This window comes from Flagellimonas abyssi (genome assembly GCF_019457905.1).
Classification (GTDB): domain Bacteria; phylum Bacteroidota; class Bacteroidia; order Flavobacteriales; family Flavobacteriaceae; genus Flagellimonas; species Flagellimonas abyssi.
In genome coordinates this window covers 1-18707 of record NZ_JAHZSV010000019.1, presented here as the reverse complement: position 1 = coordinate 18707, position 18707 = coordinate 1, and the positions used below count along the sequence as shown (strand labels likewise).

Sequence of the window (18707 nt, the reverse complement as noted above, 5' to 3'; positions counted from 1 at the left end):
AAACTTGATGAATTCCCAATTTGGATTGATATATAACCCTTGTTAATTGATACTTTTTAAGTGGTTGGAAAAGATGAAAAATTTCCTAAAAAATATCATATTTATCAAAACTGGGGATTTACCACAAAAAAACTATGGAAAACCTACAATCAAGCACTTGGCAATCAATAAGTTTTGTTAAACTGTTGCTAAAAATCATGCATTTCATCGATAAAAAGTGCATTTCATGGTATTCTTCTCAAATGTTTTACTTACATTTAACGATATAATTACAATCCTATGGAAAACTATATTATCGTTTTGGGAATGTACTTGATTTTGATGCTTTTCTTCAAAATCTTTTTCTCCGTTGCAACAAAAGGAGAGTAGTAGTCCATTGTCCCCAAACAACCCCAAAATCTTCAACAGTCAATGTTGAAACATGAACTGAGAAAAAAATACAAAAATCTGAGAGCGGAAATTTCTCCAACAAAAGCCTCGGATTTAAGTTTGGCCTTGGCCAATAGTTCGCTTCGAATCCCTATTTGGGATTTTTTTTATTACCATATCTTTTTGAGTATCGAAGACAAGAACGAGGTCGATACGTTGCCCTTGATAACGTTGTTGCAAGGCAAGGATAAGCATGTAGTGGTTCCCAAAGTGGTTGGTTCCAACAGCTTGGAAAACTATTTGCTCACGGATAACACTGCTTTTAAAGAAAGTGCGTGGGGGGTTCCTGAACCTGTTGACGGCATTGAGATACCGGAAAATAAAATCGACGTGGTATTTGTTCCCTTGTTGGCTTTTGATGAAATGGGAAACCGTGTAGGATACGGAAAAGGATTTTATGATGGTTTTCTGAACAAATGCCGAAAAGGGACCCTTAAAATCGGCCTATCTTTTTTTGGTGCCGAACCAAAACTGATCACCGATGTGCACAAAAACGACGTAAAGCTGGATTATTGCATCACTCCAGAAAAGATTTATACGTTCTGATTGGAAACTTCTTCTTTATTTTCCGAACTTTTTGGAAATGCTTTCTTATTGAACACAATCAATATACCCACTCCTGTACTGATTGCCGTATCCGCAATATTGAACACGGGTTCAAAAAAACGGAAACGTTTGCCTCCAACGGACGGTACCCAATCAGGCCAAGTGGTATCCACCAATGGAAAGTACAGCATATCTACCACTTTGCCATGGAACAAACTTCCATAGGGCTGCTCGGCAAATAATGTTGCCACCTGCCCATTGCTATGGTCAAAAATAATTCCGTAAAAAACCGAATCGATAATGTTTCCGACCGCCCCGGCAAATATGAGGGAGACCGCCAAAATCAAAGTTCTTGGAGACTGTTTCCGAATAATATCCCACAACCAATAACCAATCCCAAAAACAGCAAAAATCCTGAAAATGGTCAATATTAGTTTACCGACAGGTTCGGATATTGGCAAAAGGTCACTCAATTTGGTTCCCCACGCAGCCCCTTCGTTTTCTATAAACAGAATTTTGAACCAACTGAACACCTCGTGGGCCTCACCCAATATAAAACTGGTCTTGATATAGATCTTGCTGATCTGGTCCACCACTAGGATGAGTACGATGATAATAAGGGACTTCTTTAAACTCATGCTGTTATTAAAAGGATTGCAAAAATATGCATATTATTTTGTTTTTGTCACTAGGATGTCTCCTTCCACAGTCTTCAGAAAAAATCGATTGTCCCCAAAAGGAATAGTTTCTTTTTGCACGCTTCCATAAGTGCTTTCAGAAATAATATCGCCACTTGGAGCCGAGAGCAGAATATCGCCTTTCTGTGTACTCACGGTTACGGATTCTGAAATATTCCGAAGCGTGCAACGCCCATCTGATAGGGTTATCTTCAAATCCTTGTATTTTCCTGTGGCGTACAGATTTGTTTTTGTTCCAAACACATCCACATTTTTGTACTCGGGCACACTTATTTCCAAAGCTATGGAAATTACCTTATGTGCACTGAGCTTGTCATTCGGATTCACAAAATTGGGCTGAAAATCTGTACTGATCATGGTTGTGGTCCCACTCTCTTTTATGGAGACCAATAAATCTTTCGCATACTCGCCATCCATGGTGGCCGAAACCTGTACCTCATCAGTCGGCCCCGTCTTTATATCTATTCGATAGCAATAGCGGGCGTCAATTTGGATATTTTGCGTACGGGGCCCTATAAAGGCCTTCCTCACCAATTTTTGCCCATGGACATTGACAAGGGTAAAAACGAACATCACGAACACCACCGCCCTCATAAAGAAAAAACGCCCGTAGGCGTTTTATTTATTTTTGCATATTCTTCGCCTCGATGCTCAACGTAGCATGGGGCACAAGCTTTAAACGCTCTTTATTGATGAGCTTTCCGGTTACTCTGCAAATGCCATAGGTCTTGTTCTCGATTCGCAACAAGGCATTCTTAAGATCGCGGATAAATTTTTCTTGGCGGATGGCCAACTGGGTGTTCGCCTCTTTGCTCATGGTCTCGGAACCTTCCTCGAATGCCTTGAACGTTGGCGAGGTATCATCCGTGCCATTATTGCCATCGTTCATGTAAGAGCTCTTCAAAAGCTCCAAATGATTTTTGGCTTTTTCCATTTTTTCCTCGATTAATGTCCTGAATTCCGCAAGGTCCGCATCGGAGTATCTTACTTTTGAATCTTCTGCCATTTTCTTAATGTTTTTGAATAAACAATTTTGTGTTAACCTCATCAAAGGCTATTTCCGTTCCCTCTTCAAGCTCTTCCTCAAAGTTGAGCTCGGCGGTCAAGGTTTCCGTTTTAATATATTCCTCATTACTGGAAACCGCATTTTCCACTAGGCCGTCCTTCAATATTTTTATATCAATTTTATCGGTTACCTCAAATCCGGATTCTTTTCTCAGGTTCTGGATCCGGTTCACAAGTTCTCTTGCAATACCTTCCTTTTTCAAGGTCTCATCTATGGTTACATCCAATGCCACGGTCAAGGGACCTGCACTTGCCACCAACCATCCTTCGATATCCTGGGAACTTATTTCTACATCGGTTAACTGTAAATTAACGGTTTTATTTTCCAACTGTAGCAATAATTCACCTTCACGCTCCATTTTTTGTATGTCCTCTTGGCCCAATTTGGATACTTCGGTGGCAATCGCCTTCATTTCCTTACCAAATTTCGGGCCCAACACCTTAAAATTGGGTTTTATTTGCTTCACGAGCACTCCAGAAGCATCGTCCAACATTTCAATCTCCTTAACATTCACCTCGGATTTCACCAAATTGGAGACGGATTCTATGTCTCTTTTTTGCTGATCGTCCAGAACAGGTATCATGATTTTCTGGAGCGGTTGGCGTACTTTTATCTTTTCCTTCTGACGGATGGATAAAACCAAAGAGGAAATCTTTTGGGCCAATTGCATTTTGCGCTCCAAATCCTTGTTCACCATGCTGGCATCAAAAACAGGGAATTCGGCTAAATGTACGCTCTCAAAACCTTCTTTCTTAGTGGTGGCATCCAAATCCCTGTACAATTGCTCCATAAAGAACGGAGCGATCGGAGCAGATAATTTGGCAACGGTCATCAAACAGGTATACAATGTTTGGTAAGCGGAGATTTTATCCTTTTCATAATCACCTTTCCAAAAACGTCTCCTGCTCAATCGAACATACCAGTTGCTCAAGTTTTCCTGAACATAATCGGAAATCATTCGAGCGGCACGCGTGGCTTCATAATCATCGTAAGCCTCATCCACGTTTTTGATCAGGGTATGCAACTCGGACAAAATCCATTGATCAATTTCCGGTCTATCCTTCAACGGAATATCCGCTTCGGAATAATTAAATTCATCAATATTGGCATAAAGCGCCATAAATGAATAGGTGTTGTACAGCGTTCCGAAGAATTTTCGCTTTACCTCCACAACACCTTCAATATCAAACTTAAGGTTGTCCCACGGATTGGCATTGGAAATCATATACCAGCGTGTGGCATCCGGGCCATGTTCGGGCAGCACCTCGAAGGGGTCTACCGCATTGCCCAATCGTTTGGACATTTTTTTGCCTTCCTTGTCCAGAACAAGTCCATTGGAAACCACATTTTTATAGGCAATGCTATCAAAAACCATGGTTCCGATGGCGTGCAAAGTATAGAACCAACCGCGGGTCTGGTCTACACCTTCGGCGATGAAATTGGCAGGAAATGCCTTGCCCTCATCAATCAAATCTTTATTTTCGAATGGATAGTGCCATTGTGCATAGGGCATGGAACCGCTATCGAACCAAACATCGATTAGGTCGGCCTCACGCCTCATGGGTTGTCCCGATGGGGAAACCAAAGTGATGCCGTCCACAATATTTTTATGTAGATCGATCTTGTCGTAGTTCTCCTCGCTCATATCGCCTACTACAAAATCCTCGAACACGTCCTTATCCAGAATGCCGGCTTCAACCGCTTTGGCCATTTGCGACTTTAGCTCTTCCACGGATCCTATCATAATTTCCTCCTTACCATCTTCCGTACGCCAAATAGGCAATGGAATGCCCCAATATCTGGAGCGCGATAGGTTCCAATCGTTGGCATTGGCCAACCAGTTGCCAAAACGGCCCTCTCCAGTGGATTTTGGTTTCCAATTGATGGTCTGGTTCAACTCGAACATACGGTCCTTGACATCGGTCACCTTAATGAACCAAGAATTCAATGGATAGTACAAAATGGGTTTATCCGTACGCCAGCAGTTCGGGTAGCTGTGGACGTATTTTTCGACCTTAAAGGCCTTGTTCTCTATCTTCAGTTTGATGGCAATCTCTACATCGACCGACTTTTCAGGTGCTTCGCCCTCGTCGTAATATTCGTTCTTTACATATTTGCCGCCAAACTCTTTCAATTCGGGTCTAAATCTCCCTTGAAGGTCCACCAACGGAACTGGGTTGTCGTTTTCGTCCAAAACCAACATGGGTGGAACCTCTGGAGTGGCCTGTTTGGCCACCAAGGCATCGTCCGCACCAAAGGTGGGCGCGGTATGCACGATTCCTGTACCATCTTCGGTAGTTACAAAATCCCCAGCAATTACTCTGAAGGCATTCTCTGGATTTTGATAGGGTTGCACGTAATCAATCAGCTGCTCGTACTGAATGCCGACCAAATCCTTGCCCACAAAAGATTCGCCGACCCAATATGGAATCTTTTTATCACTCTCTTGGAATGATTTCAATTCTTCTTCTGTTTCTACCTTGGCAAACTTTCCTGAAAAATTGTAGCCAACCAAATTTTTGGCCAGCACCACGTTGATGGGCTCAAACGTATATTGGTTGTACGATTTCACAAGGACATATTCGATTTTTGGCCCTACCGTCAATGCCGTATTGGATGGAAGCGTCCAAGGTGTGGTCGTCCATGCCAAAAAATGAATGTCTCCGTCCACCTTCTTCAAAAAATCGGGAAGCGAATCGGCTTTGGCCTTGAACTGTGCGGTTACCGTAGTGTCCGTCACATCTTGATACGTTCCAGGCTGATTCAGCTCGTGGGAGCTTAACCCTGTGCCCGCCTTTGGCGAATAGGGCTGAATGGTGTATCCTTTATATATGAGTCCTTTGTCGTAAATCTGCTTTAGCAACCACCAAACGGACTCCATGTACTTGGGCTTGTAGGTGATGTACGGGTCGTCCATATCCACCCAGTACCCGATTTTCTCGGTCATTTCGTTCCACACATCCGTGTAGCGCATTACCGCTTTTTTACAGGCTGCGTTGTAATCCTCGACCGATATTTTTTTACCGATATCTTCCTTGGTAATGCCCAATTCCTTTTCCACCCCTATTTCTACGGGCAGTCCGTGCGTATCCCATCCCGCCTTTCTTTTTACTTGAAAGCCTTTCATGGTTTTGTACCGTGGAAAGATATCCTTGATGGTCCGCGCCATCACGTGGTGAATCCCAGGCATCCCGTTTGCAGATGGAGGGCCTTCGTAAAACACGTAGCTCTCCTTGCCTTCCCGTGTGGAAACGCTCTTTTCAAAAATCTGTTTGTCCTTCCAAAAGTCAAGAATGTTCTCAGATACTTTTGGCAAATCCAATCCCTTATATTCCGCAAACTTCATATACTGCTTCTTCTACTAGAATTCAAGTTTGCAAAATTATAAATTTAGATGGAATTATACCCTCCCTTTTGGCATTAGAATTCGCTTAATTCCCTTAACCTAAATATGATATGCCGCAAATACCCAATTCGCCATAATTTACCTATCTTGATGCATCATTAACACTTAACCATTATTCACATGAAAAAAGTACTGCTTGCCGCAATGGTATTGACTTTATCATTATCTGCGATGACCTCTTGTAGGGACACAAAGGACAAGACCGAGGAGGCAAAAGAAACGCTGAACGAGGCCAGGGAAGATTTGGAAGAAGCGGCCGAGGATGCTGCCGATGCACTGAAAGAGGCCGGCAAAGAAGCCAAGGAAATGGGTAAAAAAGCTCTGGATAGCATCGAAAAAGCCGGAAAAGAAACCATGGATGCTGCAGAAAAGGCCATCGACAGCATGTAAACCCATGTGCCGATCTATCCATACTGCAAGACCAAAAAAATTAGGCCCGGAAATTCCGGGCCCTTATTTTTAAAAGATATATCCCAACCCTAAAACCAAATTTGTTCCGGGCGCCGCAATTCCGGAACTGTACATCCGATAGCGTTGGTTCGTCATGTTTTCCAAGCTCACGGATGCCTTCAATGCATTTGTAATTTGATATTGGGACCTAAAGTTCAAGGTGTACCATGATGGCGAAAAAGGGTTCCCGTTGGCATCACTGGCATACATGTAGGTTTTTCCCTGTTCTGAAAGTGCCAGGTCATCATTGCTCACCTCCCCATTATAGTTGACAAAGACATCCGCTTTTAGTTTTTGGTTTTCCCAAATCAGATGAACGTCTCCAAAAGTAGGTGCTGCATGACGCGATGGGCTATCGGTACCGTCATCATCTTCTTCAACGCCCTCCGTCAAAGTTAGATTGGAGTTTAAGGACAAATGCTCGTTAAAATAAGCTTCCACACCAAACTCGAAGCCATACACATATGCTTTTGCCGCATTCTGGATTGCTTGAACATTACTTGGTTCTCCGTTGTATTCAATCTCGGTCTGTCCTCCAAAAGAGAAATCCCTTCGTACAAGAGCATCGACCAAATAGGTGTAATATGTCGCTCCTTTTAAAACCACGACATCATTAAAGTTTTTTCTGATGCCCAATTCTCCATTGTATGCATACTCTGGCTCCAAATCGGGGTTGGGCACCACTACGGAACCAGGTTCTGAATCAAATATCTTTCCGATATCATCAATATTCGGTGCCCTAAACCCTGTGGAACCGTTCAACGTAACTTGCAGATCTGACCGTGGGAACCAACTAAGTCCCAAACTTCCTGTAAGTGCTCCGGTAACTATATCGGCTTCATCAAACGGAAAAGGGTAGTAGGTGGTGTCAAATGTAGCATCTACCCAAACTTGACTGTAACGAATTCCTGATAAGAGCGAAAGATTAGGCTTTAATTGATACTCCCCATTGATATATCCTGCCAAGGTTTGCCATGTGGACCCATCAGGATACCTTGATGCGGTCTCCTCAACTTCATCTGTTTCAATATTGCGCATACTCCCCATGGAATGCACTTTATTGAACACGTATTCGGCTCCATAATACAGATTGAGTGCCCCTATTTTTTTGTTCTCAAAATCCAAGTTTACGGACAATGCATCCACTTTCTCCTGAGTGGAGTACAGTTCTACATCCTGAAAACCGCGGTCATGCCTACTTTCCTCAAAAAATTGATAGGCCGTGGTGAGTTTTACACCATCATAAAACTTGTTCTTTCCTTTTTGGGTGATTTGAAAGTTTCCCATGAACCATTTTTGTGGACCATAGTACCATTCTGCGGAACGAAGGCCATCCCCATCTTTTGATGGACGTATCAACCTATCGTACCTTGGAAAATCGGAGGTTTCGGAATAGTACAGTCCCAGATCGTAGTTCCATGTACTATTAGGTCTATATGTAAATTTTTGAAGGAAATTAACTTGATCGTACCCCGAACTCACTTGTTTTTTGGGATCATCATTGGCCACCAGCACATCGGTTCCATTTTCCTGAACCACATAATTGGGTCGCAAATAGGAATCCGGACCATGTTTACCCATTTTCAGATCATCAAAATTATTATAGGTAAAACTGCTGTACGATGCCCATTTTTGCTTCCCAAAATTAAAATCTACATGTGCGGTGTTCTCATTATTGGCTGAGGAATATCTATAATTGACATTTCCTGAAAATGCCAAACTATCTGCGTAGGAAAAACGAGGTTGTTGTGTGTAAAAATTCATAACCCCTCCTATGGCATCGCTACCATAGATTACGGAACCGGGGCCAAAGGTCACCTCGGTCTTTTTTATGGTAAACGGGTCGACCGATATTACATTTTGAAGGTTCCCGCCCCTAAAAATTGCATTGTTCATCCGTACGCCATCCACGGACAATAATATTCTATTGGTGGCAAATCCCCTGATCATGGGGCTGCCCCCTCCCAACTGGCTTTTTTGCACAAAAACCTTTCCGCTATTTTGCAAAAGGTCTGCAGCGGTCTTGGGTGTTGTAAAGGCAATGTTTCGGGCATCAAAAGTCTCTATCTTCTGCGGAATATGCTTTTTTTGCTGTTCCCATTTGGAAACAGACATGACCACTTCCTGAAGTTCCTCGGTCTTTAAAAAAAGATAGACCCGGTTGCCTCTTCTACCTATTTGGGATTTGGTGGTGGAGAAAGGCTCGTAACTAATGTGCTTGAAGGTAATTCTTTCATTGGGGGCAAAAATGTTCAAATCCCCCTTACCATTGGCATCGGTAATTGTTGTTTTGGACTGGTCTTTGTTAAAAATAGCGATGTTATCCACCGGTATTCCAGAATCGGCATCCAGCACGGTTACTTCCTGAGCATAAAATTGAAAGGTTAATAAGAAAAGAATTAGGGTTAAGGTTGGTTTTAGGTTTTGCATTTTAAGTAAACACTGCATTTAAAACGGCGAGTGACTTTGGTTCGCGAAATCCGTGTATATGAAGACCATAATATTGGATCATTGTTTTTAAGAGTTCCCGCCTATTAGACTTAGTTAGTTGAATCGTTTGTAATGCCACAAAATCCGTGCCTAAAAACTTCTTGAAACTTTCCAGATTTTCGTTCTGAATCAATGGGTTGAGGGATGGTGTTTTGCTAAAGCTTCCTTCCAACAAATCAAAAAACGGCGAATTTTGATAAGATGTATCCGGATAGAATCCCAGATACTTGGTCAAATTCAGTAAAAACAAGATGTGAAAATTGGGCGACAACGGATGAATATCCATCCAATGCAGCGAATACTCCAAATAATTATACAGGCTTTCGTCCTGTTCCTGTTCCTGAATGGAATTTGCCAACATTTCGGCCAAAAAAAGAACCACGCTGTTTTTTACGATATCAGTGTGCATGGTCTGGTACGGAATGCCCACCCTAACATCCCTGATACTTTCCAAAGTTCCTTTGTTTTTGTGGTTTGCCTGAATTTCCAATTGCATCAACGGCAAAAAATATGCGGGTCTGATCTTTGCTTTTTTGGAGGCGAGCACCCCTTTGAGCAAATACGACTTTATCCCATCCGATTGGGTAAAGGCCCTTACAATAAGGCTGGTATCCCCATATTTTAGGGAGGAGAGCACAATGGCCTTTGTGGTGATTTGCATGGGCTAATAAAAAAGCAGTTACCGGAAGTGTAAATGTAACCACTACATCCGGTAACTGCCAATCTAAATTTATGTTCGTGAAGGGACTATATCACCCCCTGGGCCAACATCGCGTCCGCAACTTTTACGAAACCGGCGATATTCGCTCCTTTTACGTAGTTGCAGTATCCGTCCTCGTCGCCGTATTGCATGCAGGCATCGTGAATGTCGGACATGATTCCTTTCAATCGCTTGTCCACTTCTTCCCTTGTCCAGCTGATACGCAATGAGTTCTGGCTCATCTCCAAACCTGAAGTGGCCACACCTCCTGCGTTGGAAGCTTTTCCAGGTGCGAACAAGATCTTGGCATCGTGGAACGCATGTATTGCTTCTGGAGTAGAGGGCATGTTTGCTCCTTCTGCCACCGCAATACATCCATTTTTGATCAACGTCTTCGCATCATCACCGTTCAACTCGTTCTGGGTGGCACATGGCAATGCAATATCACAGGCCACTTTCCAAGGTGTTTCCCCTTTGTGGAACTCTGCGGATGGATATTTATCCACATACTCCGAAATTCTTCCTCGTTTATTGTTCTTCAATTCCATTACAAAGGCCAACTTGCCTTCATCAATTCCGTCCTTATCATAGATAAATCCTCCAGAGTCCGAAAGCGTCAAAACCTTACCTCCAAGGTGCAACACCTTTTCGGCAGCGTATTGGGCCACGTTACCGGAACCTGAAATCACAACTTTTTTACCTTCAAAAGTTTCATTTTTGGTCTTTAGCATGCTATCGGCAAAGTAAACCGTACCATAACCGGTAGCTTCTGGACGAATCAAGGAACCTCCCCAAGAAAGTCCCTTACCGGTCAACACTCCGGTGAACTCGTTTCGGATTTTCTTGTACATACCGAACAGGAACCCAATTTCACGGGCGCCAACGCCGATGTCACCAGCAGGGATATCGGTATTTGGACCGATGTGTCTACAAAGCTCCGTCATAAAGGCGTGGCAAAAACGCATGATCTCATCATCGGATTTACCTTTTGGGTCAAAATCAGAACCTCCTTTACCTCCGCCCATGGGCAGGGTGGTCAAACTATTTTTGAATACTTGCTCAAATGCCAAGAACTTCAAAACACTTGCGTTTACGGTCGGGTGAAAACGAAGCCCTCCTTTGTAAGGTCCAATGGCAGAGTTCATTTGCACACGGTATCCACGGTTCACATGGATTTCCCCATCATCATCTATCCAGGCCACACGGAACGAAATCAATCGCTCAGGCTCCACCATTCTTAATAGGATGTTTTTACCGTGATAGATGTCGTGCTGAACAATATAAGGTATCACTGTTTCAGCAACCTCTTGAACAGCTTGGATAAATTCGGGCTCATGACCATTTCTGGTAATCACCTCATCCATAAATCCTTTTATCTTGTCTTCTATTCTTTCTTCCATATACGGATAAAATTATTTGTCTTTCCGCTTATAAAAAGCGATTTTTTATTGAATTGTTATTCTGAGGGCAAAATTATATTATTTCAATAATTTGAATATTTATTTTTTATAAATTTTTCAAAATATTTTAGTTAAGGGCCTGTTCTAGGTCATGAATCAGATCTTCCACGTCCTCTATGCCCACACTTAGCCTGATCAAGGCGTCAACAACACCATTTTTTTCGCGTTCTTCCTTTGGAATACTTCCGTGTGACATGCTTGCAGGATGGCCCACCAAACTTTCAACACCTCCTAACGATTCGGCTAGGGTAAATAGTTGAAGGTTCTCCACTATTTTTATCGCGTTTTCATAGCTCCCGCCCTTGGGCACGAAGGAAATCATCCCGCCAAATCCGCTCATCTGTTTTTTTGCCACCTTATGGTTAGGGTGGTCCGCAAAACCGGGCCAGTATACTTTATCGATTTTAGGATGATTCTCCAAATATTTGGCTATGTATTCCCCGTTTTCGCAATGTCGTTGCATACGCACGTGGAGCGTTTTTATACCGCGAAGGGTCAAAAAACTGTCCATAGGACCACATATACCTCCGCTGGATTTCTGGATAAAATATAATTGATCGGCCAGTTTTTGGTCGTTTACCACCAAGGCACCAACCACCACATCGCTATGGCCCGCCAAATATTTGGTTGCCGAATGCATCACAATATCGGCACCTAAATCCAAGGGACGTTGTAAATAAGGAGTAGCAAAGGTATTGTCCACTGCCAACAATAAATTACGGTCTTTGGTAATCTTGGATACCGCTTCAATATCGATAATGTTCATCTTGGGATTGGTAGGTGTTTCCACCCAGATCAATTTGGTGTTTTTATTGATTTGGGACAACAGCTCTTCCATATCCACCATCTCCGAAAACCGGAACTTGATACCATATTTTTCATATATACCTTTAAAAAGACGATAACTGCCCCCATACAAGTCGCTGGTACAGATAACCTCATCACCAGGAGTCAATAACTTCAAAACGGCATCTATAGCCGCCATTCCACTGCCGAAGGCCATACCAAAATTGCCGTTCTCCAGACTTGCCACTGCATTTTCCAAGGCGGTCCGCGTAGGATTGGCGCCTCTGGAATATTCATATCCCTTATGTACGCCAGGAGTGTGCTGTGCATAGGTGGAGGTTTGATAAATGGGCGGCATTACCGCTCCATAGGCCGCATCGGGCTGTTGTCCTCCGTGAATCGCTTTGCTATTGAATTTTAACTCTTTTTTGCCCATGTTGAAACTATCTACGTACAAATGTATCGTTATCTTTCCGAAGTATTATTTTTGATGAAACAAAACCTCAAATCATGAAAAAATATATCTCCACCATACTTTTCCTAGGATTATTAATGAGTTGCCAAACGGAGAGCAAGCTTACTTTTGAGCCTACGCAATTGTTGGGCGAGACTTGTGCCGATTGTCCAAAAATAGCCATTAACATTCCCAATGCATTGGACGACTCCCCTGTTTCCGAGACCATTAACCGTTCATTGAGGGAAGAAATCATCAGTATCATGTCATTTTCAGAAGATAGGACCATTGATACCATGGACAAGGCACTCCAATCTTTTACCGATAGTTATAAGGAATTAAAGACCAAATTTCCCGATGAGATACAATGGGAAGCCACCATTGACGGCGAGGTGGTGTATGAAAATGAAAACATTATCACCTTGATACTAAATTCATATTCGTTCACTGGAGGTGCCCATGGATATGCTTCTACATCTTACTTAAATTTTGACAAAAAAACCGGTAAGGAACTAGAAAATGAAGAACTTTTTAATGACTACGAAGGCTTTGAAGACTTTGCCGAGGAGAAGTTCCGCAATCAAGAAGAAATCCCACAAGACAAAAACATCAATGCCACAGGATTCATGTTCGAAGGGGACTCATTCCATCTATCCAACAATGTAGGGTACACCAAAGATGGCATTCAACTTATTTACAACCAATACGAAGTAGCCTCCTATGCGGACGGCCCTATTGTTTTGGTATTGACGTACAACGAAGTCAATCCGTTCTTAGAACGAAAGGTAAAGCTTTAAATCTTTCTACTTAAAATAATAGCGGAGGCCAGCTCCCAAAAGCAGCGTGGAATCATTTAGGTCGCTATTAAAATGATAGTATCCGTTAATGGGAACTATCAAAGAAAAGGCATCGGAAACAAAAAAATCCATTTCAAAAGATGCATAGGCACCATATATAAAACTGCTCTCGGCTTCTATGGCATCAAATGCAAAATCGGTTTCTCCATTATTGATGTGTTTATAACCTACCGAAGGACCTCCCCCAAAATAAAAGGAGATGCCCCGCTTTTTTGAAGTTAAGATAGTGGTAAAATAACCGAAGTTCAACCAGTAATCATCATACGGAAATTCCACACCAGCGTTTGGTTTTTCCTTGGAAAATGTGGCCACCAAGGACACTTGTAGATAATCGATGGCGCTATGGTAATGGTTTGCATTGAGTTGAATCCCATACCCATCCGTTTTGTAGGTCGGTACCGCCCCGATGGACAAATAACTCCTTTGGGAAAAACTTTGTTGTACAGGAAAAGTTGTGGCAGCCAAAAGCAGCCAAAAGCATAAATGGTAGTGTTTCATTTTGATTAAGATTTGGGTTCTTAATATAATCCACCAACAAATATAACTGATTTCCTTTGGGTTAGACCTCAGCGGTCAATTTTCAAAAAAACTTTAGATACGATTGTTCTAGGCTTTGGCCAATGCCTTTTTCAAGGCCAGAATAGCACCAAGATGAAGCCCTTCATGAAACACATTAAAGGAAAGCGCATCTTCTGGACTACTCAAACCGATTTTTGGAGTGGTCATGTATTCCTGAAAATTCTTGAACCTCCCATGCTCATAATCCAATTGGATATGCTTTATGGTACTAAATAAATAAGCGCTTATTTTCTCCATCTCTCCATCTGAGGGTTCCCCTTCTGGGAAAGTCCCTTTTCTGTACTTATTGACCAATTCTTCCTCAAGAGTAAAATCCAGACCGTTCAGTTTATACATCAACAATTGGGGAGTAACCACCACATGGGCGATGTTCCACCAAATATTATTGTTGAATCCCTCTGGGACTTTGAACAAATCCTCTTTGGGGGTATTCTGCAGAAAATCATGTAATATTTTTCTGTTCTTCAGTATAATATCAAATGTTTTTTCCATAATCCTATTCAATTTAATTGGCTATACTATCGCATTGCAAAATTAACCCTAAAATCTTAAATGGTTTTCCGTGTCCTACGCTTAAAAACAAACAACACCTTCAAAAGCTGTTGAATTTACATCTTCGTAATGGCTTTTGATCGATTTTTAACGTCCTTTGTTCTTCCAATATCACAACAATGAAGAAAATATACCATCTGGGCAGTTGCTCTACCTGTAAACGTATTTTGAAAGAATTGGAACCTTTGGATGGAGTAGAACTGCAAGAAATTAAATCCGAGCCCATTACCCCTGCACAATTGGAACAAATGGAGACGTTGAGCGGAAGTTATGAGTCCCTTTTTAGCAGAAGGGCCATGTTGTTCAGACAAAGGGGACTTCACGAAAAGGAGCTTTCGGAAAAAGATTATAAAGATTTGATCTTAGAGCATTACACTTTCTTAAAAAGACCTGTAATTATAGTGAATGATCAAATTTTTGTTGGAAACTCGAAAAAAATCGTCGAAGCCGCCAAGGAAGCTATACATTGATGAACAAAAGAACGCTGGCCATTTTTGCCGCTATTGGGGCAACCGTTATTTACGGTATAAACCATACTGTGGCCAAAGGGGTCATGCCCACGCATGTACGACCCTTTGGGTTCATTTTTTTAAGGGTCGGCGGAGCTGCCATTCTTTTCTGGTTGATTTCCATTTTTGGCCCCAAGGAAAAAATTGAAAAGCGTGATTGGGGACGTATGCTCGCATGTGCCTTGTTGGGCATGTCCATAAACATGCTGTCGTTTTTTAAGGGCCTGGAGCTTTCCACCCCAATAAACAGTGCTGTACTAGTTACCATATCGCCCATTATAGTGGTGGCTCTTTCTGCCCTTTTTTTAAGTGAAAAAATCACGTTGAACAAAGGACTCGGTATTTTTTTAGGCTTTGTTGGTGCAGTCGGCTTGGTTCTTTTTGGGGCAGAAGCTCGCCAAGATGCCCCCAACATACCCTTGGGCAATTTTTTGTTTATTATTAATGCTACGGCATACGGTTCCTATTTGATATTGGTAAAAAAATTGATCGAGAAATACCATCCCTTCTCCATCATGAAATGGCTCTTTACAGTAGCCTTTATCATCAATCTTCCCATAACCCTTCCCCAAGTTTTAGAGGTACAATGGTCCTCTATGCCTCTTTGGGCGTATGGTTCCATAGCGTTTGTTGTAATCGGCACTACGTTTTTGACCTATCTCTTCAATATTTTTGCGCTTACCCAACTCAAGGCCTCATCGGTAGGTGCATTTATTTATATGCAGCCCTTGGTAGGGATACTTTTTGCTCTTTTTTCGGGGAAAGACCACCTTACCTTAGTAAAGGTTACTGCCATGTGTTTTGTTCTCGTTGGGGTATATTTGGCCAGCAAAAAGCCGAAAAGAAAATAGACGACCAATTGTTATAGGGCATTCGTCAACTCAACCGGCGCATCCGTCAATTTAGTGGTTTTGGTAGGGCTTCAATAATATATCTTTATCGGGTTCTTTTCTCTAAAACTGAATTATGATCTTGATTGGAATTGTATTAGGGTTGTTCATTTTTGCATTATACCTGGCCCTTTATGCTGTACTTGATAAGGCATATAAAATTAATCCACTGTTACATTTGGGTGGTTTTTACTTAATGGTCGAGTTTTTTGATAAAGCAATTCTTACAATCCTTCCCGAAAACTACAAGGTCAAACAAATTGAAACCCATTTTCAACTTGATGGTCCCATTGGATTTCTTCTACGCTTGAACCAACCCAAAACGTCGGTTTATGATATAGCAATGACAGTATTGATTACCTGTTTTTTTCTCTTATTCATATATAATGTAGGGATAAAACAATACATCAAAAGGAAAAACCTTCAAGAGAGATCAAATCAAACGCACAACAACTTTCCCCACTAAAATTGTACACCTTGGAAACAATCGATTACCCCATGTGCAACGAACAAATTGCTCGTCTCAAAAAAAAATTACAACAGGCAAAAGAAAGAGATGCTCTATATAAAGTATTCGGAGCTGGAAGCCACAGGTATCACTTAAATGCCCCTGCAAGTATTGCCGAAGTTGATACTTTCGAAAAACATTATGGAATACAACTACCTGAATGTTATAGATCATTCGTGCTACAAATTGGCAATGGCGGGAAGTCTTATCCAAATTTGGGTGCTGGGCCATATTTTGGCATTTATCCTCTGGGACAAAATCTAAACGATTTGATTTACAAGAACGTTGCCCTTCATTTGAAAAAAACATGCTCGCTCAACCCAAAAATTTTAACAACTCGATGGGATGAAATAATCGAACCAATTTATGAAGACGATATCTCCGATGAGGATTACGAAACCTTAAACGGAAACCTTTATGGTGGCATATTGCCACTGGGCTCACAAGGATGCTCATATATTCATGCACTTGTTCTGAACGGCCCACATAAAGGCAGGGTCGTAAACTTGGACAAAGCGGAGCAAATTCCTCCATTATTTTCCGAAAATAAAAATTTTTTGGATTGGTATGAGGGATGGCTCGATGAAATTATCTCGGGAAAATTGATTACAATCACTCCAAGCTGGTTTGGCTATCCCAAAAATTGATGAATTGAATTATAAAATTTCAATATCCTTTGGCACTTGAACATGATTTCGGGTGTCTTCTTTGGTCAAAATTTTAAAATCCTCTGCTTTTTCCATCGATTCATTAAAAAAACCCATAAGTCAATTGAAATGGGGTATCCGTCAATTGAAATGGCACATCCATCAATTGAGCGGAAATTGTTTTAATAGGAAGCTGTATTATCGTGAATAGATGTTTCCGAATTCCTACAAAAACAAAATGAAAGCCCGATTTCTTATGGCAATTAAAAGTCTATTGACCAAAAGATTGATTTATACTTTTCTTTTGGCCCCTTGTACATTGTCATCCCAACACACGCTCGATGTCGGATTGATTCAAGGGAGTGAAATGGAAACGCTATACCACTTGCCATGGTTTTCCAGGAAATACACGGACTTTACCCCGACCATTTCGTTGGATGGCAATCTTGCCGAAAATTTGAGACAGAGTGAGTTTCTTGTTTTCATGGGTACCTGGTGCCATGACACCAAAATGTTCCTTCCCAAATTTTTCAAGCTGATGGATAGTCTAAACATACCCAAAAATCAAATCACCTTATACAATGTGGATAAAAAGAAACGACGTCCAAGGCCTCCTATAAAAAATTACGGGATCAAATATCTGCCGACGGTCATCTTTACAAAGAACAATATTGAGTTGGGGAGAATTGTGGAGTTCCCGTATTTCTCCATAGAGGAGGATATTTTAAAAATATATACAACCCCAAATAACAAGTCCAAAGAGTAATCTATTTATTAACCATTAATTTTTTTACTATGAAAAATGCTCTTTTATTATTGGCCGTAACTTTTATGGCCTATCCCATGATGGCCAATACGGCAATGGAAAACCCGGCACCTCCACAGGATTGCCATGCCTTTGCTTGTCAAGTTGCAGAGCATGGAGCTTCCCAAGGTGGAGATGTCAATGAATTTTATGAAATGGCCTATGAAATGTGCAATGAATAAACTTCTGCACAAAGAGACTGCCCTTTTAGATAAAAGGGCAGTTTTTAAAACTCACAATATTAATTACAATAATATGTATATAAAAAGACAACTTGCGATCTTGCTTGCAATTCTTGTAAATCAATGTTTCTATTCGCAAGAAGGAGTGGTAGAGTACCATACCGTTTATTATGATATGCCCAATGTAGAGAAGGATAAGGATTTTAAGAGAAAAACGGCGCTTGAAATCAATGACATGAAATATACCCTCCGCTTCAATGGCCGTCAATCCTATTTTGAAGAATTGCCCCGAGTGCCCCATGATGAGTTTATGGGAAAAGTAGCCTCTATTGTAGCCTATTCAGATAGACCTTGGCACCAAGACGCCAAAAAGAACAGTCCCTTCAGAAACAAAAAAATAAAGGACTCCATATATATCGTCACCCATAATGACAGGATGGAAGGTTGGACCTTGCACAACGAAACCAAGGACATCGATGGCTATACCTGCTACAAGGCCACCAAACACCATGTCCAATATTATACTGAAATCGAATTCACTATTGATGGATGGTACACACCGGAGATTCCGGTACCTTATGGGCCAGCAGGATATGGTGGCCTTCCTGGACTAATCCTGCAACTGGAACGCAGCCATGTTATATTTGTGGCAGACAAGGTAACATTGAACCCCAAAGGTGGCATTAAACCGAT

Annotated in this window: 19 protein-coding genes; 9 read left to right on the top strand and 10 right to left on the bottom strand. The window is 41.7% G+C overall.

Translation table 11 applies throughout. The features are described from left to right. Nucleotides 1-411: 411 nt before the first annotated feature. Nucleotides 412-975 carry a 5-formyltetrahydrofolate cyclo-ligase gene (locus tag K1F36_RS13170; protein ID WP_220114237.1) on the top strand — a complete coding sequence of 188 codons (564 nt, stop codon included), beginning with the start codon at nucleotides 412-414 and terminating at the stop codon, nucleotides 973-975. On the opposite strand, the gene K1F36_RS13165 is transcribed toward K1F36_RS13170, so the two are convergent. The 4 genes from K1F36_RS13165 to ileS all read right to left on the bottom strand — a co-directional run bounded on the left by K1F36_RS13165 (nucleotide 963) and on the right by ileS (nucleotide 6085). After that, nucleotides 963-1613 carry a lipoprotein signal peptidase gene (locus K1F36_RS13165; protein WP_220114236.1) on the bottom strand — a complete coding sequence of 217 codons (651 nt, stop codon included), beginning with the start codon at nucleotides 1611-1613 and terminating at the stop codon, nucleotides 963-965. The two genes, K1F36_RS13170 and K1F36_RS13165, sit on opposite strands and share 13 nt — an antisense overlap. A 33-nt stretch (nucleotides 1614-1646) precedes the next feature. Further along, on the bottom strand, nucleotides 1647-2204 hold the full coding sequence (locus K1F36_RS13160) for a hypothetical protein (protein ID WP_313790074.1): 558 nt from the start codon (nucleotides 2202-2204) through the stop codon (nucleotides 1647-1649). 91 nt (nucleotides 2205-2295) lie between these two features. Further along, nucleotides 2296-2679 (bottom strand): TraR/DksA family transcriptional regulator, encoded by a 384-nt coding sequence (locus tag K1F36_RS13155; RefSeq protein ID WP_220114234.1) that lies wholly within the window; start codon nucleotides 2677-2679, stop codon nucleotides 2296-2298. A gap of 4 nt (nucleotides 2680-2683) precedes the next feature. Beyond that, nucleotides 2684-6085, bottom strand: a complete 3402-nt coding sequence (ileS, locus tag K1F36_RS13150; RefSeq protein WP_220114233.1) for an isoleucine--tRNA ligase — start codon at nucleotides 6083-6085, stop codon at nucleotides 2684-2686. A gap of 180 nt (nucleotides 6086-6265) precedes the next feature. Here ileS and K1F36_RS13145 point away from each other — a divergent pair, with 180 nt between their 5' ends. After that, the gene (locus K1F36_RS13145; protein ID WP_220114232.1) at nucleotides 6266-6535 is read left to right on the top strand and encodes a hypothetical protein; all 270 of its coding nucleotides are present in this window, start codon (nucleotides 6266-6268) and stop codon (nucleotides 6533-6535) included. 69 nt (nucleotides 6536-6604) lie between these two features. On the opposite strand, the gene K1F36_RS13140 is transcribed toward K1F36_RS13145, so the two are convergent. The 4 genes from K1F36_RS13140 to K1F36_RS13125 form a co-directional block, all read right to left on the bottom strand. Continuing rightward, nucleotides 6605-9025, bottom strand: coding sequence for a TonB-dependent receptor (locus tag K1F36_RS13140; RefSeq protein WP_220114231.1), 2421 nt, complete (start codon nucleotides 9023-9025; stop codon nucleotides 6605-6607). Between the two features lies 1 nt (nucleotide 9026). Beyond that, nucleotides 9027-9746, bottom strand: coding sequence for a DNA repair protein RecO (gene recO, locus K1F36_RS13135; protein ID WP_220114230.1), 720 nt, complete (start codon nucleotides 9744-9746; stop codon nucleotides 9027-9029). A gap of 86 nt (nucleotides 9747-9832) precedes the next feature. Beyond that, entirely contained in the window at nucleotides 9833-11185 is a 1353-nt protein-coding gene (gene gdhA / locus K1F36_RS13130; RefSeq protein ID WP_220114229.1) for an NADP-specific glutamate dehydrogenase, read from the bottom strand. 127 nt (nucleotides 11186-11312) lie between these two features. Next, entirely contained in the window at nucleotides 11313-12467 is a 1155-nt protein-coding gene (locus tag K1F36_RS13125) for a cystathionine gamma-synthase (protein WP_220114228.1), read from the bottom strand. Between the two features lie 74 nt (nucleotides 12468-12541). Here K1F36_RS13125 and K1F36_RS13120 point away from each other — a divergent pair, with 74 nt between their 5' ends. Further along, nucleotides 12542-13282, top strand: coding sequence for a DUF3298 and DUF4163 domain-containing protein (locus K1F36_RS13120; protein WP_220114227.1), 741 nt, complete (start codon nucleotides 12542-12544; stop codon nucleotides 13280-13282). 6 nt (nucleotides 13283-13288) lie between these two features. On the opposite strand, the gene K1F36_RS13115 is transcribed toward K1F36_RS13120, so the two are convergent. Continuing rightward, entirely contained in the window at nucleotides 13289-13840 is a 552-nt protein-coding gene (locus K1F36_RS13115) for a conjugal transfer protein TraO (RefSeq protein ID WP_220114226.1), read from the bottom strand. Between the two features lie 108 nt (nucleotides 13841-13948). Continuing rightward, nucleotides 13949-14413, bottom strand: a complete 465-nt coding sequence (locus K1F36_RS13110) for a DinB family protein (protein WP_220114225.1) — start codon at nucleotides 14411-14413, stop codon at nucleotides 13949-13951. 179 nt (nucleotides 14414-14592) lie between these two features. On the opposite strand from K1F36_RS13110, the gene K1F36_RS13105 reads away from it, so the two are divergent. From K1F36_RS13105 to K1F36_RS13080, 6 genes are all read left to right on the top strand, one after another. Further along, nucleotides 14593-14943 (top strand): arsenate reductase family protein, encoded by a 351-nt coding sequence (locus K1F36_RS13105; RefSeq protein ID WP_220114224.1) that lies wholly within the window; start codon nucleotides 14593-14595, stop codon nucleotides 14941-14943. Next, nucleotides 14943-15833 carry a DMT family transporter gene (locus tag K1F36_RS13100; RefSeq protein ID WP_220114223.1) on the top strand — a complete coding sequence of 297 codons (891 nt, stop codon included), beginning with the start codon at nucleotides 14943-14945 and terminating at the stop codon, nucleotides 15831-15833. Before K1F36_RS13105 ends, K1F36_RS13100 begins: the two co-directional genes overlap by 1 nt. Before the next feature lie 516 nt (nucleotides 15834-16349). Then, nucleotides 16350-17027 carry an SMI1/KNR4 family protein gene (locus K1F36_RS13095; protein WP_220114222.1) on the top strand — a complete coding sequence of 226 codons (678 nt, stop codon included), beginning with the start codon at nucleotides 16350-16352 and terminating at the stop codon, nucleotides 17025-17027. A 256-nt stretch (nucleotides 17028-17283) separates the two neighbouring features. Next, a complete protein-coding gene (locus K1F36_RS13090) occupies nucleotides 17284-17793 on the top strand; it encodes a thioredoxin domain-containing protein (protein WP_220114221.1) in 510 nt (169 codons plus the stop codon). 29 nt (nucleotides 17794-17822) lie between these two features. Beyond that, nucleotides 17823-18014 carry a hypothetical protein gene (locus tag K1F36_RS13085; protein ID WP_220114220.1) on the top strand — a complete coding sequence of 64 codons (192 nt, stop codon included), beginning with the start codon at nucleotides 17823-17825 and terminating at the stop codon, nucleotides 18012-18014. A gap of 100 nt (nucleotides 18015-18114) precedes the next feature. Next, on the top strand, nucleotides 18115-18707 hold a 593-nt coding region (locus K1F36_RS13080), incomplete at its 3' end, for a GLPGLI family protein (RefSeq protein WP_220114219.1).